Below are 22,402 nucleotides of genomic sequence, written 5' to 3'. Positions count from 1 at the left end.
GCTACTACCAGGGAGCCACCGGCAACACGACCCTCTTCGGGTGTGAGTGCGAATGGGATGGGACCGTGGGCGGCCTCACCCCGGAACAGGAGTGGGCCTACCCGCGCGTCATGGCCGCATTCATGGACCTCGGCGCCCGGTTCGTCGCCTCTCATGCCGAGTATGCCCTCCCCAAGGGCCGCAAGGTCGACGTCGGCTCCTACATCCACACGCTCCGCGCCCAGACCGCTGCGCTCCGCACCTCACCTACCCCGACCACGTCCGAGGAGGACGACATGGAGATTCACGAGCTGATCGACTTCCGCGTCGACGGCCGCAACATCTGGGACAGCCTCAAGGACATCTACCGCTTCACCCAGACGTCCCGCGACCTCGCCGCCCAGCAGACGGCGCAGATCACCGCACTCACCGCCGCCGTCACCGCACTCGCCGGGGCGCAGGGCGTCGACGGTGAGCAGGTCATCGCCACCGTCCGTGCCGCCGTCGAAAAGGCCCTCACGGGCGCGACGATCACCCTGGAGGTGAAGTGACATGAGCGAGCACGCACTCCCCACCACCGGCTGGCGCCGGCTCCTCACCCTGGAGCCCGCCCTCGTCCGCGGCGTCATCGGCGCCCTGGTAGCCCTCGGCCTCATCTGGGGCCTCGATTTCACCGCGATCGGTGACCGGCTCGCACAGTCCGCTGACATCCTCGGCTCCCTCGTGGTGCTCCTGACCGCGTGGTGGACCCGCTCGGCTGTCACCCCCGCCTCGCAGGTCGAGGCGCGCGTGGACCAGACCGGGGCCACGGTCGCCGGGCCTGCCTCACCACAGCCGGACGGCACCCCTGTCGAGGTCTGGGCCACCGCGCCCGACGTCGACTGATCCGCCCCCGCACATCAGCCCCCCGCTCATCCTCTTCGGAGGGTGGGCGGGGGGCTTTTCGTCATGCCCGCCTCCGGCCGCCGCGGTCGACGGTTGGGGTCAGGCCTGGGGCCGGGTGGCCGGCGGGGGATGCCGGCGGCGTCCATCCATCGCAGGACGGATGTCTCTGAGAGGTCGAGCTCTCGGGTGATTGCCCTGACGGACCAGCCCTCGTCCGAGCGTGCCCGCAGCCACTCCGCCGGGTCGCGGCAGCCAGCCTCGGCGAGCCACTGCCGGGCGCGGTCCTCGCGCTCGCGGACCTTGCGGTGGTGGGCGTCGGCGGCGGCGCGGGTTCGTCGGGCTTCTGGGAGGGGTCTGCGGTCCTTGGTGGCCTCCCTCGATGCGGCGATCCGGGCAGCCTCCACGATGGGAGCCCACGCGGTCAGTCGCTCGGGACCGCCGGTAACGATCGCGATCTCCCGTCGGGCCGCGCCGTAGTCGCGTGAGGCGAGGGACTGCTGGCGGCCCATGCCCCACACCGCCCGGTAGGTCGCGGAGTCGAGGTCATGGCTGGGGAGGTGTCGGCCGAGGGCTTTGAGCCACCGGCCGCACTCCAGGCAGAGGATGGCGTCGTCGGTGCGCCAATGATCCTCCGGTGGCACCCGGTCTGGCCGCCGCCACGACGGGGGCATCGTCAGGTGCGGGCGGCGTGCTGGACGCGCTGGTCGTCGAGCTCGCTCACGGTACCGATGATGACGCCGGGGACCTCGGTGGCGGCACGGGCGACGACGTGGCGCCACCAGCGGGCGCCCAGGTGTGCGGCGTCGGGGCGCGCGCCGGCGAGGTCCTCGTCGGTGCGGTAGACGGCGACGGCAGGGTCTCGCATGTCATGCAGGGCGCTCACGATCTCGCCGACGGCGACGGCGGTATCGGCCTCAAGGCACTCGACGGCTTCCCGGACGCCCTCCGGGACGGGGTACTTCCCGGCCTCCCAGGCGCGGACGGTGCGCGGGTTGACCTCGAGCATGGCGGCGAGCCGGTCCACGGTGACGCCGAGCCAGTCGCGCACGGTCTGCAGCTCGCCGCCGAGCATCCCGTCGGGCGTGTCCTCTGTGCGCATCGGGGCCTCCTTTTCGTGATGGGGGAGTGAGCGCCCTGCCCCCCGGGCAGGAGGGGCAGGGCTTGTCGGTCAGGCCTGGCGGGTGATCCAGGCGGTGACGGCGGCGATGGTGTCGACCTCGTCCTGGCTGGCGTCGGTGCCCATCTCTTCCCACCCGTCGACGGTGTCGGCGTCGGCGACGTAGGTCGTCCAAGTCCAGCCCCAGACGGTCTCGCCGTCGTCCTCCCACTCGGTGCCCATGGCGAGGCGGTGGTCTCCGATGGTGATGGTCGTCTCGTCGGCGGCCTCGTCGGTGGTGATGGTGGTGTCGACGTCCAGGATGAGGCTGGTGCGGGCGGTGCGGATGATCTGCTCGGCGGTGAGGGTGTTGGTGCTCATGGTCCCGGTTCCTTCCGGTGTGGGTCTGGGGCTGTTCCCCTGACCTCGTGACACTTACTCTAGCACCCGCTTTTAGGGTGCGCAAGTCCTGGCCCGCCCATCGATGACGGTGCACCATGCTCCGTTGCGCCGCTGACGAGTGCCACGAGGCGTCGGCTGCGCCATTTCTGCGCCATCTGCCGCCACGGCCAGGCCGGGGCGCTTGCTAAAAGTGGCGGAATCGCAACGAAAGATCGGTGGGCCCCGTGGGGATCGAACCCACAACCCGCGGATTAAAAGTGCGTGAAGCACCTCTGATCATCACTCGGCACCACTGGCCCTGTCATAGCGTTACCGCAGGTCAGGCCCACTATCCGGCCTTCCCGCCCTTGATGACTCTGAGCGTTCCTGATCGTCTTTGAGCATCTGGCTGCGCCATTTCTGCGCCATGGCGCAGGGCGTCGAGAACCGCCGCACGGGGCGTCTCGGCCAGGTGCGCGTACCGCTGGGTGGTGATCGGCGACTCGTGCCCGAGGAGCTTGCCGACCTCGGCTAGGGGGACGCCGTCCTGCAGCAGCCAGGAGGCGTAGGTGTGGCGCAGGTCGTGCACCCGCACGTGCCCCACGCCCGCCGCCACCGCCGCGGCCGCGAACACTCGCCGGAACATCGAGTCGTCCAGGATCGCCCCCGCGGCCGTCGTCACGGCGAGCCCGCCGCGGCACCGCGCACCGCCATGCTGGTAGCCGCATTCCCCAGGACGCACCGCCGGCAGCTCCACCCACTTCGGCAACGGCACCTCACGCCGCCGTCGACCCTTCGGGTAGCCCTTCATCGCACGGGCCTTCGCGGACCACACCTCCGCGACCATCACCACCCCGCGCTCGCGGTCGACGCGCGCCGCGTGCAGGCCGGCCGCCTCGCCCCACCGCATCCCTGTGTTCACGAGCAGGTCAGCCATGACACGGTGCTCGTCGTCCAGGTGCGCACGGACCGCCTGGTACTCCTCGGCCGTGAGGTAGCGCTCGACCGCCGGCGACCCACCACCCAGCCGCAGCCGGGCGGCCGGGTTCGCCGGCAAGATCTCCGCATCCACCGCCGCGGCGAGCGACGCCGACAGCAGGTGCACCACGCGCTGCGTCGTGGCCGGCGCCAGCGCCTTCCGCGCCCCCGGTCCCCGCCCCGCCGTGAGGTCCGCCGCCCATGCCTTCACGTCGTGCCGGGTGATGTCGGCCAGGGCCACGTCGCCCCACCTCGGCATCAGGTGCACATCCCGCCGCCCCGCGTCCGTCTTCAACGTCGACACCTCGACCGTCCGAGACGGCCACCACTGCCCGCACCACTCCCGCCACGTCTTCCGCCCAGCCTCCGGCCCCCGCCAGCCCGGCTGGCGCGAGTCCTCCTCCGCGCTCGCGGCCGCCCGTTCGGCGGCGCGCTTGTGCGTGAAGGGGCCGCCGGCGACGGTGCGGACCTTGCTGTCCGGGCCCCGGTACCGGCCCGCGTACTTGCCCGAGGGGAGCTTCCTGACCCATGCCATGACTGGTTCCTTTCAGGCGCTCAGGACGAGCGGCCACCGGGTCTTGGTCTGCCATGCCTCGACGAGGGCGCGGGTGACGCCGAGCTCCTTCGCCAGGGCGCCCGGGTGGTTGCCGACGGTGGTCTCGGCGCGTCGGTAGGCGCAGATGGGGATGAGGAGCGCGGCGGCGTGCTCGTCGGCGAGGCGCTCGTGCTTGGCGTGCTCGTGGGGGTCGTCGGTCCACACGTGCCCGTAGTGGGCGTGGCCGAGCTCGTGCGCGAGCGTGACGCGCTGAGCCTGCTCGGTCCGGCGCGGGTTGAGGATGATCAGCCCGGACGGGTGGCACTCCCCGTTGCGTCGGCCGAGATCTCGCCACGTCACGCGCACGCCGCGCGAGCGCGCGACCTCGAGGATCCGGTCCATCTCTACGGCTCGTCCTGTTGAGCCGCGACGTCGTCGTCCTGGCCGGGCGCATCGTGCGCCGCAGGGGCGACCGCACGCGGCAGTGTGCTCGTCGGGCGGGTTTGACGAGGCAGGTGGATCACCGAAGCGGGTCCGCGCTCATGACGGGCGAGAATCTGCTCCGCGTGCTCGATGATCTCGTGCGGAAAGACGCCGAGTGCGGTCGCGAGTTGAGCGACCTGGTTGACCTTGATCTCACGCTCCGCCTGTAGGACTCGCATCAGTGACCGCTCGGGTATCCCGGAGTCCTTCGCGAGTGCCTTCACAGTCATCTTCGCGATGCTGCGCTCGGCGCTGATCGCTCGGGCTACGGCGTCGTTCATGTCCATGCGGGCAACGTAGCGCCCATTAGCGGCAGCGTCAATGCCGGAACTGGGTACTTCGACGCCTTGCCACTGCCCGATCGGGCGTCTACAGTGCCTATATGGACAGCACGCAGTACGCAGCGGCCGTCGCCGACAACGTCAGCGGGGCGATCGACACGGCCGGGAAGTCGCACCTAAGCCTCGCCCAGGAGACCGGCATTCCGCGCACGACGTTGGACCGTCGACTCCGTAGTAACGGCGCGTCAGCCTTCTCGGTCAGCGAGCTCAAGGACATCGCCAACGTCCTCGGGATCAAGGTCGCTTCCCTCACCACGGTGTACGAGGCTGACGCCGATCAGCCCGCAAGGGCAGCGTCATGAGCGCGTCGGCGCGCTTGACCCCGCCCGAGGTCGCGGAGGTCGCGCGGCGGAGCCTGGTGACGATCTATCGGGCGCTCGAGTCCGGCCGTCTCCACGGGTCCCAGCCCGTCAAGGGCGGGAAGTGGACCGTGCGCGAGGCGTGCGTGGACGCCTGGCTCGACGGCGTCCCGTGCGAGCACCGCGCGAACGTGACCGACCTGCGCTCGCGTCGGCGAGTGACGGCATGAGCGCCGCCGAGCAGTGGAGCCCACCGGGCACTCGGGCTGCCTGATCTCCTCGCCGCCGGGCTCGCGCCTGGTCCCCCCGGTCTCGGCGGCGAGGTTCCCCGCACACAGACATAGCAACGCCGGCCCCATCAAAGCCTGGACAGCCCGGGACCGGCGTCAACCGAGAGGAATCCTCCCATGAACTGGACACCTAAACTCCGTCCCGCACTGGCCGCACCGTCGCCACTATCGCTGAACCTCGCTCGCATCGACGAGCGGGCCCGGCAGGCACAGTCGGTCGGCGGCCTGGACCTGATCCACGTGCATTACCCGGCCGACGTGCGGGCGCTGATGCTCGCGCTCGCTCGCCGTGATGCCGAGGTGGAGCAGCTCCGCGCTGAGCGGGACACCGCCCGTGCGCAGCTCAACGGCATCGGCGACACCCTCGCCGTCATCGCCGGCACTCTCGGGAGTGCGGCATGAACGCGGCGGTGGTCGCCCCCGCCCCGACGTCGGCGGACCTTACCGACCGGGAGATCGCCAGGTCGGTTCCCCGCCTGGACATCGACGGTGGCGAAGCCATTGCGGCTTGGTCCGTGGAGCGCATGGCCGTCCGTGGTCTCGCGATCGCCTGCGACGCCCGGAATGCCCCGCTGGCCCCGGCTGACGTGCTGCGCATCGGTGACTCCCTCGACGCGATCGCCCGCGCCTACCGGTGGGAGCACATCGACGACCTCGTGGTCCTGGTGGGTGCCCGGTGAGCGAGCTGCCGGACATCAGCGACCCGCGGTGGGAGCGGCTCTTGCACGCGGTCGAGGCCGCGGAGCCGTCCGAAGCGGCTTACGAGGCCGACGTCCGCGACTTCGACCCCATCGCCGCCGCGCGCGCCGTGGTGCTCCTCCTCGTCATGTCCGCCCTGGTGCTCCTCGCCGGCGTCGGGCTCACCTTCACCGGCATGTGGGCGTTCAACGTCTCCCGCGCGCCCACGGTCATCGACTTGCTGATCGGCCCGGGTCTCCTCCTCGTCTCCCTGGTCGGCATGTGGCGGGTCCTCACCTCGGGGGCGGACTGGTGACCCGCCACGACGACCAGCACCCGGCCCAGCGCATCTACCGGGGTCATGGCGACCTGGTCGGCCAGCACATCCGCCACGAGCGTCACGAGGGCACCGAGTACGGGGTGCTCTACTCCCACGCCGCGCAGGCCGACGTCTTCCCCGCGGAGTCGTGGTCTGCCGCGCTCTGGGCCGCGCAGCTGACGTGCACCGCCCAGCCGGGCATCGAGTACGAGCTGATGTGCCGCCCGGCCGGCACCGACGAGCCGTGGCGCTCGGCCCTGACGGGCATGTCCGCCGCCGAGACCGTCCGAGACAGATGGGACGGTCCACGATGACCACGCTCACCGAGGGCGCTCGCCGCCGCGACGCCGGGCAGCAGCAGTCCCTCGGCATCCTCCTGGCCGACGACGTCGCGAACTTCGACCGGATCATCGCGTCCTACCCGGTCGGCGACAAGGTCTCCATCAACCTCGTGCGCTCGCAGCTCGACGCTGTCGAGATCCCCGAGTCCTCCCGAGGTGGCCTGTTCTCCCGGGCGGTGAAGGGCGGGGTGCTCGCCCCGGCGACAGTGGTCGCGGGCGGGCAGGAGTTCCCGATCTTCGAGGCGTCGACGGGCACGTCGGCGAACCGGGCCAGGGTGCGGGTGTACGTGCGCACCGACCCCAAGGCGCAGGGGTGATCGCCGTGGTGGCACCGGCACCGATGACGGACCGGAAGCGTGCGCACGCGCGCCCGTTCCGGTGCGAGCGGTGCGGCACCTTCGTGTTCTCGCCGGTGTACATCCCGGAGCCGCACCTGCGGCGCCCGGGTGAGCGGCGGGGCCGGCACCTCCTGGACTGGTCGGAGGCCGACCGCGATGACGACCAGGCGCCCTACGCCAACATCCGAGGCGACGACCAGTCCAGCCTCACCACACCGTCGAGCGAGCCCGCCCGGACGATCACCACTGCGGGTCACCAAGCGGTGCTGCAGGGCCGCACGGTGAACATCGACGACGTGCGCTTCCGGATGCTCGAGCCGTCCGAGATCAAGCAGGCCATGGCGTTCCCCGCCGACTACCTGATGGAGGGCAACCGGCGCGAGCAGGTCAAGCTCTCCGGCAACGCCGTCACCCCGCCCGCCGCGCGGGACTTGATCGCGACGGTCGTCTCCGCGATCACCGGAGAGGACGTGGCGGCGTGATCGCCCCCTACTCGGACTTCCTCGCGCGGAAGGCCCAGCTCGCGGACGCGGGCGGGTTCGCGCCGGTGGACCTTCCCGAGCACCTGTTCCCGTACCAGCGGGCGCTGGTGGAGTGGGCGGTGCGGGTCGGGCGGGGCGCCCTCTTCGCGGACTGCGGCCTGGGCAAGACGCCGATGGCGCTGGCTTGGGCGGACCAGGTCCACCAGCGCACGGGGCAGCCTGTGCTGTTCCTGACCCCGCTCGCGGTCGGCTTCCAGGTGGTTGCCGAGGCGCGCAAGTTCGGCCACGACGCCGCCCAGTCCCGCTCAGGGAAGGTCGCGGCGCCGGTGACGGTGACGAACTACGAGCAGCTCCACAAGTTCGACCCGGGCGACTTCGCCGGCGTCGTGTGTGACGAGTCCTCGATCCTGAAGTCGTTCGACGGCAAGACCCGCACCGTGGTGACGGAGTTCATGCGCCGTCTGCCGTACCGGCTACTCTCGACCGCGACAGCCGCCCAGAACGACTGGGTCGAGCTCGGCACGTCCTCGGAGGCCCTCGGCGGTCTCGGGCACACCGACATGCTGTCCCGGTTCTTCACGAACAAGCAGCGCACGAACACCTCGCGGTCCTCCTTCGCGGCGACCGGCCGCGCGGTGGGGTGGCGGCTCAAGGGGCACGCCGAGGACCCGTTCTGGCGATGGGTGTCCACGTGGGCGCGAGCGATGCGCCGCCCGTCCGACTACGGCTTCGACGACACCGGGTTCGACCTGCCCCCGCTCGACGTCCACGAGCACCTCGTGCAGGCGACCCGCCCCGCCGAGGGAACCCTCTTCGACGTCCCCGCCACGGGCCTGCGCGAGGAGCGCGAGGAGTCGCGCCGCACCCTGACCGAACGGTGCGAGGCCGCCGCCACGGCGCTCGCGGACGCGGACCGTGGGGTGGCGTGGTGCCAGCTCAACGCCGAGTCCTCGCTCCTCACGGACCTGATCCCGGGCGCGGTGGAGATCACCGGCTCGGACTCCCCGGGCGCGAAGGAGGAGAAGCTCCTCGCGTTCACCAACGGCGACGTGCCCTTCCTGGTGACGAAGCCCGCGATCGGCGCCTGGGGCCTGAACTGGCAGCACGCCTCCCGCATGACGTACTTCCCGACCCACTCCTACGAGCAGTGGTACCAGGCGGTCCGGCGCATGTGGCGGTTCGGGCAGACGAGCCCGGTCCGGGTCGACGTCATCACCACCGAGGGCGGCCGCAACGCCCTCGCGAACCTCCGCCGGAAGGCGGACGCGGCCGACGCCATGTTCTCCGCCCTGGTCTCCCACATGAACCACGCCCGCGATGTCGCGCGGCACGACTACTCGCAGAGGATCGAGGTCCCAGCATGGGCGTCCTGACCCAGCAGATCACCGACCGGTGGGCCATCTACAACGGTGACTGCATCGAGGTGATGCACGAGCTCCCGGACGAGGTCCTCCACGGCTCCATCTACTCGCCGCCGTTCGCCGGCCTCTACCACTACTCCTCCGACGACCGGGACCTGTCCAACGCCCGCACCTACGAGGAGTTCGCCGAGCACTACGGGTACGTCCTCGACGAGATCACCCGGCTGACGATCCCGGGCCGCACAACCGGGGTGCACGCCGCCCCGATCCCCTCGGGCAACACGGGGAAGGACTCGCTGCGGGACTTCCCCGGTGACGTCATCCGCTGGCACCTCGAGCGGGGCTGGGAGTGGGTGTCCCGGCACGTCATCTGGAAGGAGCCCCTCGCGGTCCGGCTGCGCACGATGCAGAAGAACCTCGCCCACCAGACGATCATCAACGACGGCGCCGCCGGCGGGGTCGCGTCCGCTGACGAGCTCCTCATCTTCCGGAAGCCCGGCGCGGGCACGGACCCGGCCGAGCACCCGACGGGCCTGCACGACTACGCCGGCGCCACCCCGGTGCCCGCCGACCTGATGCGTTACCGCGGGTGGGACGGCCCGCAGACGACGAACCGCTACTCGCAGTGGGTGTGGCGCCAGTACGCGTCGTCGGTGTGGGACGACATCCGCATCGACCGTGTGCTCCCGTTCCGTGAGTCCCGGTCGGAGGACGACGAGAAGCACGTCCACCCGCTCCAGCTCGACGTCATCGCCCGCTACCTCCATCTCCGCACCCGCCCCGGCGAGAAGGTCCTCACCCCGTTCATGGGCGTCGGGTCCGAGGTGTACGAGGCAGTCCGGCAGGGCCGGTACGCGATCGGCGCCGAGCTCAAGCCCGAGTACTACGTCCAGGCGACCCGCAACCTCGCCGCCGTCGACGCCGAGACCGTCGACACCCCGTCCCTCCTCGGTGAACTGGCAGGCCTCTCATGACCGCCCCCGTCCCACCAGTGTCGACGGTGGTCGAGCAGCCGCGGGTGTTCGTCCACCACGCGACCGAGACCGGCCAGGTGGAGTACTTGGCCGAGTGCGAGCACTGCGACTGGTCGCTGCAGGACCGGCCCCGGAAGCGGGTCGACGCGGCAGCGGAGGCACACCGGGAGGAGCACCGCCGTGGTGTGGGATCGGTGACGGTCCGATGAGCACGCCTGGCATGCCCGCCCTCAACCTGCCCGGTGAGTGGGTCGAGCGGGCCTTGTGCGCGCAGGCGGACCCGGAGGCGTTCTTCCCGGAGAAGGGGGGCGCTGTCCGTCCCGCGCAGACCATCTGTGCTCGCTGCCCGGTGAGGGAGGAGTGCTTGGAGTACGCGCTCGAGAACGGTGAGCGGTTCGGCATGTGGGGTGGGGTGTCCGAGCGGGACCGCCGCCAGCTCGCGAAGGACCGGGGCATCACCCATGACGGGTTGAAGCCGTGCGGGACCCTCGCCGCGTACCGCCGCCACATCCGCAACGGCGAGGAGCCGTGCGGGCTGTGCACGGCGAAGAACACCGAGCAGTCCGACATCGCCCGCGCGGAGCGCCGGGCCGCACGCGCGAGGGCAGCCGCATGAGCGGCCCCGTCGAGGTCATCGACTCTGTGGGCGCCCCCCTGGGTCTGCCGATGGGTCCCCCGCGCTCGCGGGAGGACGCGGACCGTCTGCGTGAGGAGCGGTGGGAGCGCCTGAACCGCCCGTCCCCGCTCGCGCCGCGTGACCGGCCGGCGGCGTCACCGGCGGGTCGGTTGCCGTCTGCGGATGACGCCTCGGACCCGTCGCCGACGGCCCGTGCCCGGGCGAGCAAGACCCGTCCGGCTCCGAAGCCGGCACCGCCGCGGCCGCGGCCCCCCGCTGTTCCCGCCCTGTCGAAGGAGACCACCGTGACTGCCACCGCCCCGCATCCACTTCCCGCGCCGGCCGAGGTGCCGGGCCTGCCGGAGGACGTCGCCGGCCTGCTGGTCCTCGCTGCGAAGTCGGAGTCAGCGAACATCGCCGCCGCCGGCGGACGGGCGCAGAAGGCCATCGCCCGGGTCCGTGAGCTCCTCGAGGAGGAGCAGGCGAAGAGACGGGCGAAGGCGCACGCCGCGGCGGAGCGCGCCCGGCTGCAGGCCGAGCTGGACAAGCACCAGAAGGCAGAAGCGGAGATCCGCCGCCAGCTCGCCGCGTACAAGGTCAAGACCGCCCCGACGGGTGGGCCGTCCGCGCAGGAGGTGCGTGCCTGGGCCCGTGAGCGGGGCATCACCGTCCCCGACCGCGGGCTCCTCCAGCAGTCGGTGCGTGACGCCTACAACGAGGCCCACCAGTGACCGCCGCCGACCCGACGCCGTCGCCCTACTGGCAGGAGCTGGTCGCGGCCGCGCGCACCGCGGCGCTCGCCGACGGCGACTGGCACCTGCGTGACCTGGCCCGCCTGGAGAAGACCAGGGAGGGGCGTCGGCGTGGGCCTGCCCGCCCGCCGTGGCCGCTGCGCGCCGACTTCGAGCTCTCCCCCGACGGCGTCCTGTCCGTCGCGGCCCCCGTTCTCACGATGCAAGGAGAAGACCTGTGACCCTGACCCCTGTTCCCACGCCCCCACCGCCGTCCTCGTCGAGGGTGGTCTCCCGCCAGCGGCGGTTTCGGATCGCGGACCCGTCCGGACGGTCTGACGTCGTCTTCGGCACGGCCTACGGGATCAACACCGACGACGGTTGTGAGCGGCTGATCATCCTCGACGGTCAAGAGGTCGTCGCGGAGTACTCGTCGCAGGGCTGGGCGTCGATCATGCCGCTGCCGGACCGTGGCGGGGACGGTGCCCGATGACCGCGCAGACGTTCGCGGCCCCCTCTGCGGCGACCCCCGCTACGACCAGTGGGCACGAATGCACCATCCCGTGGGGGCACGGACCCGACGTCGACCACACCGACACCCACACCGGAAGGAGTTGGTCATGAGGCCCCGGCGGCGGTGGCGCGTGTGGCGCAGGCGCTCGCACCTCTTCCCCGCGTGGTGGGCGACCGTCTCCCCTCACGACGCCGGCACCTGCCAGCAGGTGTGCCGCAAGTTCCCCACCCACGCGGAGGCGCTCGCCTACGCGCTCGCTGACGGTCACCCAGAGGAGCCACCATGCTGACCCCAACCCGCCCACCCCGACCACGCCGGACCCTCGCCGGGCACGTCTTGGCTGCCCTGGTCCAGGTGGCCGCGACGCCGATCTACGCCGTCGTCGCGCTCGCGGCCCGCTCGCAGGACCGCCGCGTCGCCCTCACCGCCGCGCTCACCCGGGCGGAGGCCGCGGAGCGGCGTGCCCGGGTCCTCACCGCGCACCTGACCGACACGGCCGTCGAGCTCGCGACCGTCACCGCCATGCACGACGACCGGATCGCCAGCATCCGCGCGACCGTGCTCATCGACGTGCGCGCCCTCCTCGGCCCGGTCGCCGCCGAGCTCGTCGACCAGACCTTCACCGACGCCATCGACACCCACCCCGCCGCCCCCGCGTTCGCGGCCGAGCCCGCGCCCGCAGCCCCCGCCCCGGCACCGGAGCCGGTGGCTGTCGCCGACTTCAAGCTGCGGCTCGACGCCGATCACGTCGAGGCCGAGGACGGCGGGATCTTCGGGTACGGCCACCTCGACGAGACCGCGCACTTCACCCTCGCCGACCCGGCGACGGGCGCCCCGCACACCGCGTCCACCCCCGGGGCGTTCCCGGTCTGGACGGTGGCGCCATGAGCGGGTTCGTGGTGCCGCTGTTCAAGCTGCGGCAGGCCCTCCTGTCGGTGAAGGTCCACGCGGACAGTGGCGACGACGTCCTCGGCGTCGTGCGCCTCCTCCCGGGCGAGCACCTGCACGTGATGGCGACGGACCGGTACACGGCCGCGGTCGCGCAGGTCCCCATCACCGAGCGTCTCGACGACGTGGCGGACCCGATCGACCTGGCCGTGCAGGACGTCGACAAGGTTCTCGCGGTGTTCAAGATGCCGATCGACAAGAACCAGTGGGAGATGGCGTCGGTCCACATCGACCGGCACGGCCAGGAGGCCACGTTCACCGACGCCGGCGGCCTCTTCGAGGGCCAGGCCCTCACCGTCCAGGTATGGGACTCGTCCCTGCCGGACCTGCGGCCCCTGATCGTGGCCCGCCTCCGCTCACCCCTCAACATCGACGGCCAGGACGTGGGCCTCGGCCCCCGCCACGCGGCCAAGCTCGTCACCGCCGCGAAGACCTACGTCTACCCCGCCTACCTCGAGCTCCGCGGCCACAAGTCCCCCGCGTTCCTCGTCCTCGTCGGCCCCGACTTCGCCGCCGTGGCCATGCCGGCCCGCCCGTCCATCGACCCCGACCGTGACCCGGCAGACGCCGACCCCGACCTGCCCGAGACGTGGCGCGCCGGCTGGCGCCGCAGCCTCGACGGCATCGCCGAGTACGTGCGCCGCTCCCGCACCGGCACCGCCGTCGGTGACGCGCTCGCGGACGAGATCCTCGCGCACCTCGCGTCCCTGGGTGAGCAGGAGCCGCCCGCCGGGGTCGAGGTGGAGGACGTCGACGACGACGTCGATGGCGGTGAGGAGCCGTGACCGACCTCGTGCCCAGTGAGCAGATCGAACAGATCGTCGGTGTGGCCCGCCATCGGGCGGCGCACTACGGCCGCGCCGTGGCGGCCGAGCAGACCGTCTACATCTTGCACTCGCAGCGGTGCCGCGACTCGGGCATCGACCTGCGGGAGTGCCGGTTCTCCCGGGCGTTGGACCACGGGATCCGTGAGGAGGCGTGGGAGAAGGCGCTCGACGTGCCGGTCCCGCTCGGTGTGTGGCGCGGTCGCCTTGTCCCCCTGCTCGGCGTCGACGGTGGTGAGGAGTCGTGACCGTCCCACCATCGTTCGAGCTGGTCGTGGAGATCCCCGAGGCGTGGTGGATGAACGCCAACCACCGCCCGCACTGGCGGACCCGGCACGAGCTCACGAAGAGCCTGCGCTGGCTGGCTGCGGCCAAGGCCCGGGAGCAGCGCCTCGTCAAGGGCCTCGATGTCGTGCGGGTGACCGCGTACATCACCTACCCGCGCGGCGGCACCCAGGACCCGAACAACGCCGCCCCGACGACGAAGGCCCTCATCGACGGGCTGACGGACTACGGGTGCTGGGCGGATGACGACCGTGAGCACGTGATCGGCCCGGACCACCGCTACGGCGGGGTCACGAAGGGTCGGCGGACGATCCGCCTGGTCCTGTCCGAGATCGACGAGGAGAAGACCCCATGAGCGGCGACTACGCCAGGTACGAGAAGGCGGTAGCCGCGCTCGAACGGATCGCCGCTGACCCCGCGGAGACGCCTGCCCGTCGTGAGCGGGCACGCAAGGCCCTCATCGATGACCGGGCAGAGCGGACGGCCTGGGCGCGTGGCGGCGGGAGCCGGCCTCGTCACAACACGTCCGGGGACGCCTACGCCCGCACGCTCGGCGCCGAAGAGGGATGGGGTGAGCGGCGGTGAGCGACCTTGACGCGATGCGTGCCCTCCTCCACGACACCACCCCGCCCGGCCCCCTGTGCGGTGACCCGCGTTTCGACCAGTGGTGCAGGCAGGTCGCGGAGTGCACCCACCCCTGGGGCCACGGCCCTGACGTCGATCACACGGACGTGCACACGGGACGGAGCTGGTCGTCGTGAGTGCCGTGACGGTGGGTGCGGGGGGTCCCCGTCTGGGGGCCGCCCTGAACACCTCCCAGGCCGACCCGTGAGCGCCCCGCCGTGCGCCGCGAGGTGCCCTCTCGTGGCCCGCCTGGTCCTGGACAACGCCCGGGCCGCCGGCACCAACGAGCCCGCGACCCGCCTGCGGTACGGCATCCCCGACCACACCCCCGAGGACCCGGCCGCGGCGGTCGCCGCCCAGGTGCGGGCGATGGCACCGGCCACGGACCCGCAGGGCTGGCTGACCGCCGTCGCCCACCACCTCACCCACCCACCAGCCCAGGAGCACCGATGAGCGAACCGGACCCGCACTGGTGCCCCATCTGCTGCGAGCACCACGTCGTCCCGTCCCTCGTCGAGTCCCACCTCGCCAAGGGCCACAACAAGCGCATCGACCCGGAGGAGGACCAGTGAGCACCGACACCCCCAAACCCGCGCCCCCGCCGGCCTCGCTCGGTATCGCCCAGGTCGACACCGCCCTGGCCGCGCTCGCGGCCCGGGCCCGCCGCGCACGCCTCGAGGGCCGGCACCTCGCCGTCGAGATCGCGACCGAGGAGATGGACCGGCTCCTCGAGACCCGCCTCAACCTCACCAAGGAGACCCGATGACACTCCGCACCGACCTCATCCATCTCGCCAACGACTACGGCATCCCTGGGCGACTCGTCCTCGGCATCGTGGGCGACGCAGCCCGCATCACGTTCACCTACGCCAACATCGAGACTCCCGAGCCACTGTCGATCGCGAAGACCCTGAGCATCGACGCCAGCCCGATCGGTGCCGGCGACACCCCGGTCTACGACGCGCTCGCGGCTGAGCGCGCGACGGCACGGCAGCCCCACCTGTGGCGGGAGGAGACCGACCTCGCCGACAGCCGCAGGCGGTACCGCTGCGCCGTCGTCGGCTGCGCGGCTACGAAGACGGAGGCGCGCGATGCCTGAGCGCCTCCAGCTCTCCCGCCGCAAGGGCTACCGCATCCCTCCCGGCGCGGTCAACGTCGCCCGGCCCGGCAAGTGGGGCAACCCCTTCGCCGTCGGCAAGCCCAACGGCCTCGGCTGGGGCGACGTCCGCAACAACCTCCACGCCGTCCAGCTCTTCACCAGGTGGCTCTACCTCCGCCCCACCCTCGTCCTCTACGAACGAGACCGGCACACCTGGATGCTCGACCACCTCAACGACCTCCGCGGCCGAGACCTCGCCTGCTGGTGCAAGCCCGACCAGCCCTGCCACGCCTCCGTCCTCCTCATCGTCGCCAACTCCACCACCTTCGCCCACCGCCACGACGAACCCGAGGCGACCCCGAAGACCACCACCGCGCTCGCGGGCATCGACCCGCGCGTGCTCTCGCGTCCGAGGGGGGTGAAGCCGTGAACCAGCCCATCCGGTGCGACTCCTGCGGAGGAGTCATCAACCAGCAGACCGGCGAATGCCGCTGCTCCGACTGACCCACTGACCACCATGGCGCTCGCAGCCATCCCACGCAGACCAGGAGACCGTCTCGATGCCATGGACTCGCACCGGCGACAACGCCGCCACCTACCCGCGCCTGATGCAGGTGGCCGGCGGCCGCGGCGCCGACGAGCGCACGGTCAACGAGGTCGCGGGGTGGCTGTTCCGGTGCGCGTTCCAGTCGGCCGCGCACATGACGGACTACGTCATCGACGCCGGCACGGCGTGGATGCTCGGTGGGTCACGCACGGACGAGCTTGCACGCCTGGCGATCAAGACCGGCCTGCTGTCGAAGGTCAAGGTCAACGGCATGGACGGGTACAAGCTCATCGAGGACCCCGAGTTCATCCACATCCGCCTCCGCAAGGAGGTCGAGTGGGAACGCCAGCAGCGCAAGGACACCCGCGACCCGAAGCTCAGGGCGCCGGTGCTGCGACGCGACGGAGACAACTGCCGCTACTGCGGCGTCGGGGTCCAGTGGCGCGGCCAGACCACGAACCGGACGGGCACTCTCGACCACCGCCACCCCGGCCAGGCGGGCACCGTGACCACCCTCGTGGTGGCCTGCAAGGGCTGTAACGGTGCCCGGCAGGACAACCCACAGTGGGACGACGACCACCCCCTCAGAGACGCACCAGCGGCCCCGCAGTACGGCAAGACGACCGCCGACTACCTGACCAAGAACGGCTACCCCACCCAGGCGAACCTCACGCGCGACGAGCGACCAGCGACGGCAGCAGCGACGGACCCCGCACCCCAGCGTGTGCGACCCGCCGCAGCGCCAGGAGCAGGCACCGCACCGCAGCAGAGTGTGCGCCAGGTTTCGGCCGAAGTATCGGCACCCGGCACCGACGAGATGAATCTGCCCGGGTCGGGACGGGTCGGGACGGGTCTGGGTCTGGTCGTTACTGGACCACCGGGGTCTGGCCGTGTCGGTGAAGACCACACCCTCGTCCAGCCTCGTCGTCGTCGTGGTCGCCGCGGTGGCAAGCCCAAGACCAGCCCTCAGCCTCAGACCCCGCTCTCCCGAGAGGACCACACCCGATGACGTCTGACCAGACCCGCCGCGTGGACGATCAGCTGGACTACCTCGAGCAGACGTGGCCGGAGCTCGTCACCACCGGGGTCATCCCCGGTTCCCGTCGCGTGCTCCCATCGTCACGCCGTCGTCGTTCCGCTGAGGCGGTCAAGCAGGCGGCCATCGACGACGCGCTCGACATGCTCGAGCGCGGCAAGCCCGGCTGGGTCCCCGGCGCCGCGAGGCAGCCCGCCCCTGTCGACCTCGACATGCTCGACACCCTCGCCGTCGTCGTCTCGACGACTGAGGATCTCGTGGCCACGATCACGCAGACCGCCGGCGTCGAACGGCCGGTGCACGTCGAGTCGGTGTACGAGGACCCACGCCCGTACCTCCGCACCGCGCGGGCCTGGCTCACCGCAGCCCAGGAAGCCGACGACCGGACCGTGCCGTGGGCTGACGACCTGCTCAGGCCGGTCGTGCGCAAGGTGGCGACCATGCTCGGCGAGATCGTCGACGGCCAGGTCCTCGACGCCCTGTGCCCCTGGTGCACGGGCCGCTCCGAGAAGCGCCCGACGGGCGGTGATCGGACACTCGTCGTGCACGCGCCAGCGGTCACGAGCACGGCGTCACGGTCCGGCCGGGCCGGTGCAGATGATGGGCCGGTCGTCGTCTGCCACGGCACGAACTGCACCCCGCCGTCGTCGAGCGTGGGTACGTGGATCGGCGAGCAGCCGGCCTGGCCCGAGCGTGAGTGGGACTGGCTGGCGAAGCAGCTCCTCGCAGTCGACGGCGACGTCACGGCACGGGCCGTCGCTCACGACACGCCGCAAGCCACGGGCAGGTGACAGAGGGAGATATCCACAGGTACAGTGCGTGCCAACGGGAGAAGTGTCTCCATCGACCAAGGCCCAGCCGCCCAACGGCTGGGCCTTCGTCATGTCCGGAGGCGGTGAGCAGCCCGTGACGCTCAGCGAGTGGGACCCTCGCCGCGGCCGCGGCGGTCGGACCTGGCGCCGGCTGGTCAGGGAGCTGTGCCCGCCGGGTTCGTTGTGCGAGATCCCCGAGTGCAAGGCGCCGAGCCGGGTCATTGTGTTCGGGCTGCGGCACAGTCACCCGCTGGGTCCGAGCCTCGATCACATCGTGCCCCTGCACCGTGGCGGTCACCCGACTGACCCGGCGAACCTGCGACCCGCTCATCACGGGTGCAACAGCGGTCGCCGGGACCCGAAGCCGGAGCGTCCTCGGTCGCGCGCCTGGCCCGTCTGAGGTGCATACCCGCAGGTCAGAGGCCTGCCGGTTTTTTGGGCGGGCGGGGCGGTCGACCCGCGCCCGCTTCCTTTTTCTCTCCCCACGACCTGCCCCAGGTGGCGCCCCACAGGAGGTGGTCCCGATGGCTCGCGAGGTCACGAACCACGGTCAGCCGGGGTACCGCCGCGGGTGCCGGTGCGAGGTCTGCCGCAAGGGGCACCGTGAGTCGGTCGCCGCCTGGAGGGCGAAGGGCAAGCAGCCGAAGGCGGAGACGCCGACGGTGCCGCTCGAGCCGCTCGCCGCGCCGCCGGCCCTCAACCCGGACGCCCCCGCCGGCGTCATCGAGCTCGCCCTGCGTCAGGACCTCGCGGCGCTCGTCGGTGAGCCTCCGTGGAAGGGCACTCTCTCGGCGCTCGCGGTCTTCAATGCCCGGCTCCTCGACCAGCTGCCGACGCTTGACCGGCTCGACCTGGTGTCGCCCGTGCAGCTGCGCACGCTCGAGGTGCTCCAGCGGCTCCGCGCCGTGAGCGGGGGTGCCGGCGCCGCCGAGGGCGCGGCCGCGTTCCTCGCGGACCTCGGTAATGCGGACTGAGGCTCAGCCCCGGTTCGCGACTCCTCGGCACCCGACACGGGAGACGCTGGGCCCGAAGGTCGCGAAGGTGTTGCGGGCGTCGGACGAGGAGATCTGGAAGTCCGGCGGCGATGCGATGCCGTGGCAGAAGGACGTCCTGGACGTCGCGTGCGAGATCGACCCGGCGACGGGCTTGTACTGGTTCCGCAACATCGTTCTCATCGTTCCTCGGCAGGCTGGCAAGACGTCGCTCTCGCGGGGCAAGGTCGCTCACCGGTGCCTCACGGACACCCGGCCTGTGCTCTACACCGCCCAGGACCGGAACAAGTCGCTGAGGCGGCTGCAGAAGGACTTCTACGAGCCGCTCTCGCGCTCGCCGCTGGCGCAGTTCCTGGGCCGGCCGCGCTGGTCGAACGGGTCTGAGGTGGTCCGGTGGAAGTCGGGCGCGGAGATCTTCATCGACGCGCCGACCAAGAAGTCCGGCGCGCACGGCGAGACGATCCCCGAGGCGCACATCGACGAAGCGTTCGCGCACGTCGATGCTCGGATCGATCAGGGCGTCTCGCCGACGATGATCACGGTCAAGGGCGCGCAGAAGTGGATCACGTCGGCGGCTGGCAACTCTGAGTCGCACTTCCTGTGGTCCAAGGTCGAGGCGGGCCGGGCGCGTATCGAGGCACTCGCCCACGACCCGATCAAGCTGACGGAGTCGCGGACCTGCTACGTCGAGTACTCCGCACCGGAGACCGCCGACCCGAACGACCCGAAGACCTGGGAGGGCAACCACCCGGCGGTGGGGCACACCATCGACCTATCCGACCTCGCAGCCGAGAACGAGAGCCTCGACGCGGACGAGTTCAACCGCGCCTACAACGGCTGGTGGCCCAGGGCTGAGGCTGTGCACCAGGTCATCCCGGCGGGCCCGTGGGAGGCGACCACGCTCGGTGAGGACGAGGAGACGTGGGACGGCACCCCGGTCTGGTCGGTCGATACCGCCCCGGACCGTGAGTGGTCCTCGATCGGGCTCGCGGCCCGCTCGGTCGGCCGCGGCCGCATCTTCGGTGAGGTCATCAAGCACGAGCTCGGCACGAGCTGGGTCGTCGACGCGATGGTCAAGCTGCGCGCGATGTTCGGCGGCAACCTTGTGGTCCTCGACGGCGCCGGGTCGGCCTCGTCGCTGGGCCGGGATCTGGAGGACGAGGGCTTCGAGGTTCGGCGGCTCTCCTCTCGGGAGAAGGTCGACGCCTGCGGTGCCCTGTTCGACGACGTCCTCGACGGCCAGTTCGTCCATCTGCCTGACCCTGAGGACCTCGACCCGTCGCTTCAGGCGGCGGCGAAGCGGAACGTGGGCGCCGGCGAGGGCGGCTTCATGTGGGTGCGGGGACGGTCCCTCAAAGACATCACCCCGCTCTACACGGTCACGCTCGCCCGGCACGTGCTCCGTGAGCAACTCGGCGACGACTACGACACCCTCGAATCGACGATGTGAACGGAGGCCAGCGTGCGCGACCTCATCACGACCGTGCTGGACCTCCTGGGGATGCTCCTCGTCGTCGCTGGCGCGGCGGTGTGGGTCGGCCAGTGGTCGACGGCCGGTGCGCTCACGGTCGCCGGCGGCGGCCTGCTGCTGTCCTCGTGGGTTGCTGACCGGTGGCAGTCCTGGATGGCGCGACGGAAGCGGGGGCAGCGGTGAGTCTGTTCCGTCAGCGCGCCTCGTCGGCGTCCGAGGTGCTCAACGAGCGCACGGCCTCCCGGACGGGGGGCGTGAGCGTCTCGAAGGACGCCGCCATGCAGCAATCCGTGGTGTGGGCGGCGACGCGGCTTCGCGCCGACCTCGTCTCGCTGATGCCCGTCGACGTCTTCCGCCAGTCCGGCGCCGCCGGCCTGGCGGTTGAGGTCGCCAAGCCCCAGGTCCTCGTCGAGCCCTCGGAGATCGCTGACGGGCACCCGATGCCCTTCGGGGAGTGGATGTACTCGGGGCAGATGAGCCTGGACCGGGCCGGCAACAACTTCGGCGTGATCCGTAAGACCGACTCCTTCGGACTGCCCGCGCAGATCGACCTCGTCGCCACCGAGGATGTCGTCGTCCGCATCAAGGGCGGCCGCATCGTCGAGTACCGCATCGCCGGCGAGGTCACGGACTCCCGCTACGTCTGGCACGAGCGGCAGTTCACCGTGGCAGGCCTGCCGATCGGGCTCTCCCCGATCACCTACGCCGCGATGACGCTGTCCGGTGGGATCAACGCCCAGCAGTTCGCGATCGACTGGTTCGTCAACGGTGCCGTCCCCGGTGCCATCCTCAAGAACGAGGAGAAGAAGATCGACCCCACCGAGGCGGGCATCCACAAGCGGCGGTTCAAGGCCGCGGTCCAGAACGGGGATGTCTTCGTCACGGGCAAGGACTGGACCTACGACCCGATCGCCGCCAACGCGGCCGAGTCGTCCTTCCTCGAGCAGATGAAGTACACCGACCAGGACCTCTGCCGGTTCATGGGTGTGCCCGGCGACATGATCGACGTCGCGGTCGACTCGGCCACGATCAACTACGCCAACGTCACCCAGCGCAACCTGCAGCTGCTGACGATGAACCTCGGCGCTCCGATCAAACGCCGCGAGGACTCGCTCTCCCGCCTCGCCCACGGTGACCGCTACGTCAAGCTCAACCGGGCCGCGGTGCTCGCCATGGACGAGAAGTCCCGCGCCGAGCTGTTCAAGGCTCGCATCGCCGCCCGCACCCTCACCCCCGACGAGGCGCGCGCGCTCGAGGACCTGGCTCCCCTCGCCGAGGCCGACTACAAGCAGTTCGACCGCCTCTTCGGGGCACGGACCCCCAACCAGGCCCAGACCGACGGAGGTATGTCCTGATGGACGAAGAGATCCTCGCCACCGCGGCGAACGCACGCTCGCAGGCCGTCGCTGCCCGCGCAGACCGCCCCTCGCAGCGTCGGTGCGCCCGTGAGGCGTCCTCGGGACCGTGGGTGGCTGCCCGGGCCCAGGACGTCCACGTGCGGGCCGCAGAGGGCGATTCTGGCCTGCTGCACTTCGACGGGTACGCCACCGTCTACGAGCGCGGCTACGAGATGTGGGACTTCTACGGCCCCTACATGGAGATCGTCTCCGCTGGCGCCGGCGCGAAGACCCTCGCCCGCGCCGACCTCGACGTCCCGCTCGTGCTGCAGCACGCGAGCCTCCGCCGGATCGCCCGGACCACGAACGGCTCGCTGTCCCTCACCGAGGACGACCACGGCCTCCGCGTCGACGCTCCGGCGCTCGACCCGGCCGACCACGACGTCGCCTACATCGTCCCCAAGCTCCGCGCCGGCTTGATCGACGAGATGTCGTTCATGTTCCGGATCGAGCGTGGTCAGTGGTCCCCGGACTGCACCGAGTACCGCATCGAGCAGTTCGACATCCACCGCGGCGACGTCGCGATCGTCGGCTACGGCGCGAACCCCTTCACCACCGGCTCCGGCCTGCGCTCGCAGGACGCGCTGGAGATCGTGCGGTCCCTCGACGAGGAGACCGCCCGGGCCGCCCTGGCCACCCTGCGCTCGCGGCTGGAGCCGCCGGCGCCCACCAAGCGTGGCCGTGACCTCGTCTCTCTCGACGACGTCCGGCTGCTCGAGCTCGTCTGAGCTCGACCCCCACCCTGCA

General features: G+C 71.3%; 38 protein-coding genes and 2 pseudogenes. 34 read left to right on the top strand and 6 right to left on the bottom strand.

The genetic code is table 11. The annotated features are described in order from the left end of the window. Both ACYC1Z_RS03615 and ACYC1Z_RS03610 read left to right on the top strand, forming a co-directional pair. Nucleotides 1–530 (top strand): annotated as a pseudogene (locus tag ACYC1Z_RS03615) (hypothetical protein); the annotation flags it as partial. Nucleotide 531: 1 nt separating this feature from the next. Next, complete coding sequence (locus tag ACYC1Z_RS03610) at nucleotides 532–864, top strand: hypothetical protein (RefSeq protein WP_461408174.1); 333 nt, start codon at nucleotides 532–534, stop codon at nucleotides 862–864. A 26-nt stretch (nucleotides 865–890) separates the two neighbouring features. Here ACYC1Z_RS03610 and ACYC1Z_RS03605 read toward each other — a convergent pair whose 3' ends face one another. From ACYC1Z_RS03605 to ACYC1Z_RS03580, 6 genes are all read right to left on the bottom strand, one after another. Further along, entirely contained in the window at nucleotides 891–1,505 is a 615-nt protein-coding gene (locus ACYC1Z_RS03605; protein ID WP_461408173.1) for a MucR family transcriptional regulator, read from the bottom strand. A 32-nt stretch (nucleotides 1,506–1,537) separates the two neighbouring features. Then, on the bottom strand, nucleotides 1,538–1,963 hold the full coding sequence (locus ACYC1Z_RS03600) for an Aca2/YdiL-like domain-containing protein (RefSeq protein ID WP_461408172.1): 426 nt from the start codon (nucleotides 1,961–1,963) through the stop codon (nucleotides 1,538–1,540). Nucleotides 1,964–2,032: 69 nt separating this feature from the next. Then, nucleotides 2,033–2,341 (bottom strand): hypothetical protein, encoded by a 309-nt coding sequence (locus ACYC1Z_RS03595; protein ID WP_461408171.1) that lies wholly within the window; start codon nucleotides 2,339–2,341, stop codon nucleotides 2,033–2,035. 349 nt (nucleotides 2,342–2,690) lie between these two features. Beyond that, entirely contained in the window at nucleotides 2,691–3,854 is a 1,164-nt protein-coding gene (locus ACYC1Z_RS03590; protein WP_461408170.1) for a tyrosine-type recombinase/integrase, read from the bottom strand. Nucleotides 3,855–3,866: 12 nt separating this feature from the next. Beyond that, nucleotides 3,867–4,256 carry an ImmA/IrrE family metallo-endopeptidase gene (locus ACYC1Z_RS03585; RefSeq protein WP_461408169.1) on the bottom strand — a complete coding sequence of 130 codons (390 nt, stop codon included), beginning with the start codon at nucleotides 4,254–4,256 and terminating at the stop codon, nucleotides 3,867–3,869. 2 nt (nucleotides 4,257–4,258) lie between these two features. After that, nucleotides 4,259–4,624 carry a helix-turn-helix domain-containing protein gene (locus ACYC1Z_RS03580; protein ID WP_461408168.1) on the bottom strand — a complete coding sequence of 122 codons (366 nt, stop codon included), beginning with the start codon at nucleotides 4,622–4,624 and terminating at the stop codon, nucleotides 4,259–4,261. A gap of 95 nt (nucleotides 4,625–4,719) precedes the next feature. Between ACYC1Z_RS03580 and ACYC1Z_RS03575 the strand changes: the two genes are divergently transcribed. The 32 genes and pseudogenes from ACYC1Z_RS03575 (at nucleotide 4,720) to ACYC1Z_RS03420 (ending at nucleotide 22,383) form a co-directional block, all read left to right on the top strand. Further along, on the top strand, nucleotides 4,720–4,980 hold the full coding sequence (locus ACYC1Z_RS03575; protein ID WP_461408167.1) for a helix-turn-helix domain-containing protein: 261 nt from the start codon (nucleotides 4,720–4,722) through the stop codon (nucleotides 4,978–4,980). Then, entirely contained in the window at nucleotides 4,977–5,207 is a 231-nt protein-coding gene (locus ACYC1Z_RS03570) for a helix-turn-helix domain-containing protein (RefSeq protein WP_461408166.1), read from the top strand. Before ACYC1Z_RS03575 ends, ACYC1Z_RS03570 begins: the two co-directional genes overlap by 4 nt. A gap of 177 nt (nucleotides 5,208–5,384) precedes the next feature. Further along, nucleotides 5,385–5,669: a hypothetical protein gene (locus ACYC1Z_RS03565; protein ID WP_461408165.1), complete on the top strand. Its 285-nt coding sequence runs from the start codon at nucleotides 5,385–5,387 to the stop codon at nucleotides 5,667–5,669. Beyond that, nucleotides 5,666–5,947 (top strand): hypothetical protein, encoded by a 282-nt coding sequence (locus ACYC1Z_RS03560; protein ID WP_461408164.1) that lies wholly within the window; start codon nucleotides 5,666–5,668, stop codon nucleotides 5,945–5,947. The genes ACYC1Z_RS03565 and ACYC1Z_RS03560 overlap by 4 nt, the downstream gene beginning before the upstream one ends. Then, complete coding sequence (locus tag ACYC1Z_RS03555; protein ID WP_461408163.1) at nucleotides 5,944–6,261, top strand: hypothetical protein; 318 nt, start codon at nucleotides 5,944–5,946, stop codon at nucleotides 6,259–6,261. Before ACYC1Z_RS03560 ends, ACYC1Z_RS03555 begins: the two co-directional genes overlap by 4 nt. Continuing rightward, entirely contained in the window at nucleotides 6,258–6,578 is a 321-nt protein-coding gene (locus tag ACYC1Z_RS03550; RefSeq protein WP_461408162.1) for a hypothetical protein, read from the top strand. The genes ACYC1Z_RS03555 and ACYC1Z_RS03550 overlap by 4 nt, the downstream gene beginning before the upstream one ends. After that, a complete protein-coding gene (locus ACYC1Z_RS03545; protein ID WP_461408161.1) occupies nucleotides 6,575–6,922 on the top strand; it encodes a hypothetical protein in 348 nt (115 codons plus the stop codon). The genes ACYC1Z_RS03550 and ACYC1Z_RS03545 overlap by 4 nt, the downstream gene beginning before the upstream one ends. Nucleotides 6,923–6,945: 23 nt before the next feature. Then, a complete protein-coding gene (locus tag ACYC1Z_RS03540) occupies nucleotides 6,946–7,425 on the top strand; it encodes a DNA cytosine methyltransferase (RefSeq protein ID WP_461408160.1) in 480 nt (159 codons plus the stop codon). Then, complete coding sequence (locus ACYC1Z_RS03535; protein WP_461408159.1) at nucleotides 7,422–8,798, top strand: DEAD/DEAH box helicase; 1,377 nt, start codon at nucleotides 7,422–7,424, stop codon at nucleotides 8,796–8,798. Before ACYC1Z_RS03540 ends, ACYC1Z_RS03535 begins: the two co-directional genes overlap by 4 nt. After that, entirely contained in the window at nucleotides 8,786–9,760 is a 975-nt protein-coding gene (locus ACYC1Z_RS03530) for a DNA methyltransferase (RefSeq protein ID WP_461408158.1), read from the top strand. The genes ACYC1Z_RS03535 and ACYC1Z_RS03530 overlap by 13 nt, the downstream gene beginning before the upstream one ends. After that, entirely contained in the window at nucleotides 9,757–9,969 is a 213-nt protein-coding gene (locus ACYC1Z_RS03525; protein WP_461408157.1) for a hypothetical protein, read from the top strand. The genes ACYC1Z_RS03530 and ACYC1Z_RS03525 overlap by 4 nt, the downstream gene beginning before the upstream one ends. After that, nucleotides 9,966–10,205: pseudogene (locus tag ACYC1Z_RS03520) on the top strand (WhiB family transcriptional regulator); the annotation flags it as partial. The gene ACYC1Z_RS03525 and the pseudogene ACYC1Z_RS03520, both read left to right, overlap by 4 nt. A 476-nt stretch (nucleotides 10,206–10,681) precedes the next feature. Then, nucleotides 10,682–11,107, top strand: a complete 426-nt coding sequence (locus ACYC1Z_RS03515) for an Lsr2 family DNA-binding protein (RefSeq protein ID WP_461408156.1) — start codon at nucleotides 10,682–10,684, stop codon at nucleotides 11,105–11,107. Beyond that, complete coding sequence (locus ACYC1Z_RS03510) at nucleotides 11,104–11,349, top strand: hypothetical protein (protein WP_461408155.1); 246 nt, start codon at nucleotides 11,104–11,106, stop codon at nucleotides 11,347–11,349. Before ACYC1Z_RS03515 ends, ACYC1Z_RS03510 begins: the two co-directional genes overlap by 4 nt. Next, nucleotides 11,346–11,600 (top strand): hypothetical protein, encoded by a 255-nt coding sequence (locus ACYC1Z_RS03505; RefSeq protein ID WP_461408154.1) that lies wholly within the window; start codon nucleotides 11,346–11,348, stop codon nucleotides 11,598–11,600. The genes ACYC1Z_RS03510 and ACYC1Z_RS03505 overlap by 4 nt, the downstream gene beginning before the upstream one ends. 303 nt (nucleotides 11,601–11,903) lie before the next feature. Then, complete coding sequence (locus ACYC1Z_RS03500) at nucleotides 11,904–12,509, top strand: hypothetical protein (RefSeq protein ID WP_461408153.1); 606 nt, start codon at nucleotides 11,904–11,906, stop codon at nucleotides 12,507–12,509. Further along, nucleotides 12,506–13,354 carry a hypothetical protein gene (locus ACYC1Z_RS03495; RefSeq protein ID WP_461408152.1) on the top strand — a complete coding sequence of 283 codons (849 nt, stop codon included), beginning with the start codon at nucleotides 12,506–12,508 and terminating at the stop codon, nucleotides 13,352–13,354. The genes ACYC1Z_RS03500 and ACYC1Z_RS03495 overlap by 4 nt, the downstream gene beginning before the upstream one ends. Beyond that, nucleotides 13,351–13,641 carry a hypothetical protein gene (locus tag ACYC1Z_RS03490; protein ID WP_461408151.1) on the top strand — a complete coding sequence of 97 codons (291 nt, stop codon included), beginning with the start codon at nucleotides 13,351–13,353 and terminating at the stop codon, nucleotides 13,639–13,641. Before ACYC1Z_RS03495 ends, ACYC1Z_RS03490 begins: the two co-directional genes overlap by 4 nt. Further along, nucleotides 13,638–14,033, top strand: a complete 396-nt coding sequence (locus ACYC1Z_RS03485; RefSeq protein ID WP_461408150.1) for a RusA family crossover junction endodeoxyribonuclease — start codon at nucleotides 13,638–13,640, stop codon at nucleotides 14,031–14,033. Before ACYC1Z_RS03490 ends, ACYC1Z_RS03485 begins: the two co-directional genes overlap by 4 nt. Then, the gene (locus ACYC1Z_RS03480; protein ID WP_461408149.1) at nucleotides 14,030–14,263 is read left to right on the top strand and encodes a hypothetical protein; all 234 of its coding nucleotides are present in this window, start codon (nucleotides 14,030–14,032) and stop codon (nucleotides 14,261–14,263) included. The genes ACYC1Z_RS03485 and ACYC1Z_RS03480 overlap by 4 nt, the downstream gene beginning before the upstream one ends. 279 nt (nucleotides 14,264–14,542) lie before the next feature. Beyond that, nucleotides 14,543–14,755, top strand: coding sequence for a hypothetical protein (locus tag ACYC1Z_RS03475; RefSeq protein ID WP_461408148.1), 213 nt, complete (start codon nucleotides 14,543–14,545; stop codon nucleotides 14,753–14,755). Then, a complete protein-coding gene (locus tag ACYC1Z_RS03470) occupies nucleotides 14,752–14,874 on the top strand; it encodes a hypothetical protein (RefSeq protein WP_461408147.1) in 123 nt (40 codons plus the stop codon). The genes ACYC1Z_RS03475 and ACYC1Z_RS03470 overlap by 4 nt, the downstream gene beginning before the upstream one ends. After that, nucleotides 14,871–15,068, top strand: a complete 198-nt coding sequence (locus tag ACYC1Z_RS03465; RefSeq protein WP_461408146.1) for a hypothetical protein — start codon at nucleotides 14,871–14,873, stop codon at nucleotides 15,066–15,068. The genes ACYC1Z_RS03470 and ACYC1Z_RS03465 overlap by 4 nt, the downstream gene beginning before the upstream one ends. Next, entirely contained in the window at nucleotides 15,065–15,400 is a 336-nt protein-coding gene (locus ACYC1Z_RS03460; protein ID WP_461408145.1) for a hypothetical protein, read from the top strand. Before ACYC1Z_RS03465 ends, ACYC1Z_RS03460 begins: the two co-directional genes overlap by 4 nt. Beyond that, the gene (locus ACYC1Z_RS03455) at nucleotides 15,393–15,830 is read left to right on the top strand and encodes a DUF4326 domain-containing protein (RefSeq protein WP_461408144.1); all 438 of its coding nucleotides are present in this window, start codon (nucleotides 15,393–15,395) and stop codon (nucleotides 15,828–15,830) included. Before ACYC1Z_RS03460 ends, ACYC1Z_RS03455 begins: the two co-directional genes overlap by 8 nt. 130 nt (nucleotides 15,831–15,960) lie before the next feature. Beyond that, nucleotides 15,961–16,956: an HNH endonuclease gene (locus ACYC1Z_RS03450; RefSeq protein WP_461408143.1), complete on the top strand. Its 996-nt coding sequence runs from the start codon at nucleotides 15,961–15,963 to the stop codon at nucleotides 16,954–16,956. Further along, nucleotides 16,953–17,774, top strand: a complete 822-nt coding sequence (locus ACYC1Z_RS03445; protein WP_461408142.1) for a hypothetical protein — start codon at nucleotides 16,953–16,955, stop codon at nucleotides 17,772–17,774. Before ACYC1Z_RS03450 ends, ACYC1Z_RS03445 begins: the two co-directional genes overlap by 4 nt. Before the next feature lie 545 nt (nucleotides 17,775–18,319). Beyond that, nucleotides 18,320–18,769: a hypothetical protein gene (locus ACYC1Z_RS03440; RefSeq protein ID WP_461408141.1), complete on the top strand. Its 450-nt coding sequence runs from the start codon at nucleotides 18,320–18,322 to the stop codon at nucleotides 18,767–18,769. A gap of 67 nt (nucleotides 18,770–18,836) precedes the next feature. After that, on the top strand, nucleotides 18,837–20,237 hold the full coding sequence (locus ACYC1Z_RS03435) for a hypothetical protein (RefSeq protein WP_461408140.1): 1,401 nt from the start codon (nucleotides 18,837–18,839) through the stop codon (nucleotides 20,235–20,237). Nucleotides 20,238–20,249: 12 nt separating this feature from the next. Continuing rightward, nucleotides 20,250–20,441: a hypothetical protein gene (locus tag ACYC1Z_RS03430; protein ID WP_461408139.1), complete on the top strand. Its 192-nt coding sequence runs from the start codon at nucleotides 20,250–20,252 to the stop codon at nucleotides 20,439–20,441. Continuing rightward, nucleotides 20,438–21,613 carry a phage portal protein gene (locus ACYC1Z_RS03425; protein ID WP_461408138.1) on the top strand — a complete coding sequence of 392 codons (1,176 nt, stop codon included), beginning with the start codon at nucleotides 20,438–20,440 and terminating at the stop codon, nucleotides 21,611–21,613. Before ACYC1Z_RS03430 ends, ACYC1Z_RS03425 begins: the two co-directional genes overlap by 4 nt. Further along, nucleotides 21,613–22,383 carry an HK97 family phage prohead protease gene (locus ACYC1Z_RS03420; RefSeq protein WP_461408137.1) on the top strand — a complete coding sequence of 257 codons (771 nt, stop codon included), beginning with the start codon at nucleotides 21,613–21,615 and terminating at the stop codon, nucleotides 22,381–22,383. The genes ACYC1Z_RS03425 and ACYC1Z_RS03420 overlap by 1 nt, the downstream gene beginning before the upstream one ends. Nucleotides 22,384–22,402: the final 19 nt, after the last annotated feature.

This window comes from Georgenia sp. (genome assembly GCF_054605595.1).
This window is presented reverse-complemented; position numbering and strand designations above follow the sequence as displayed.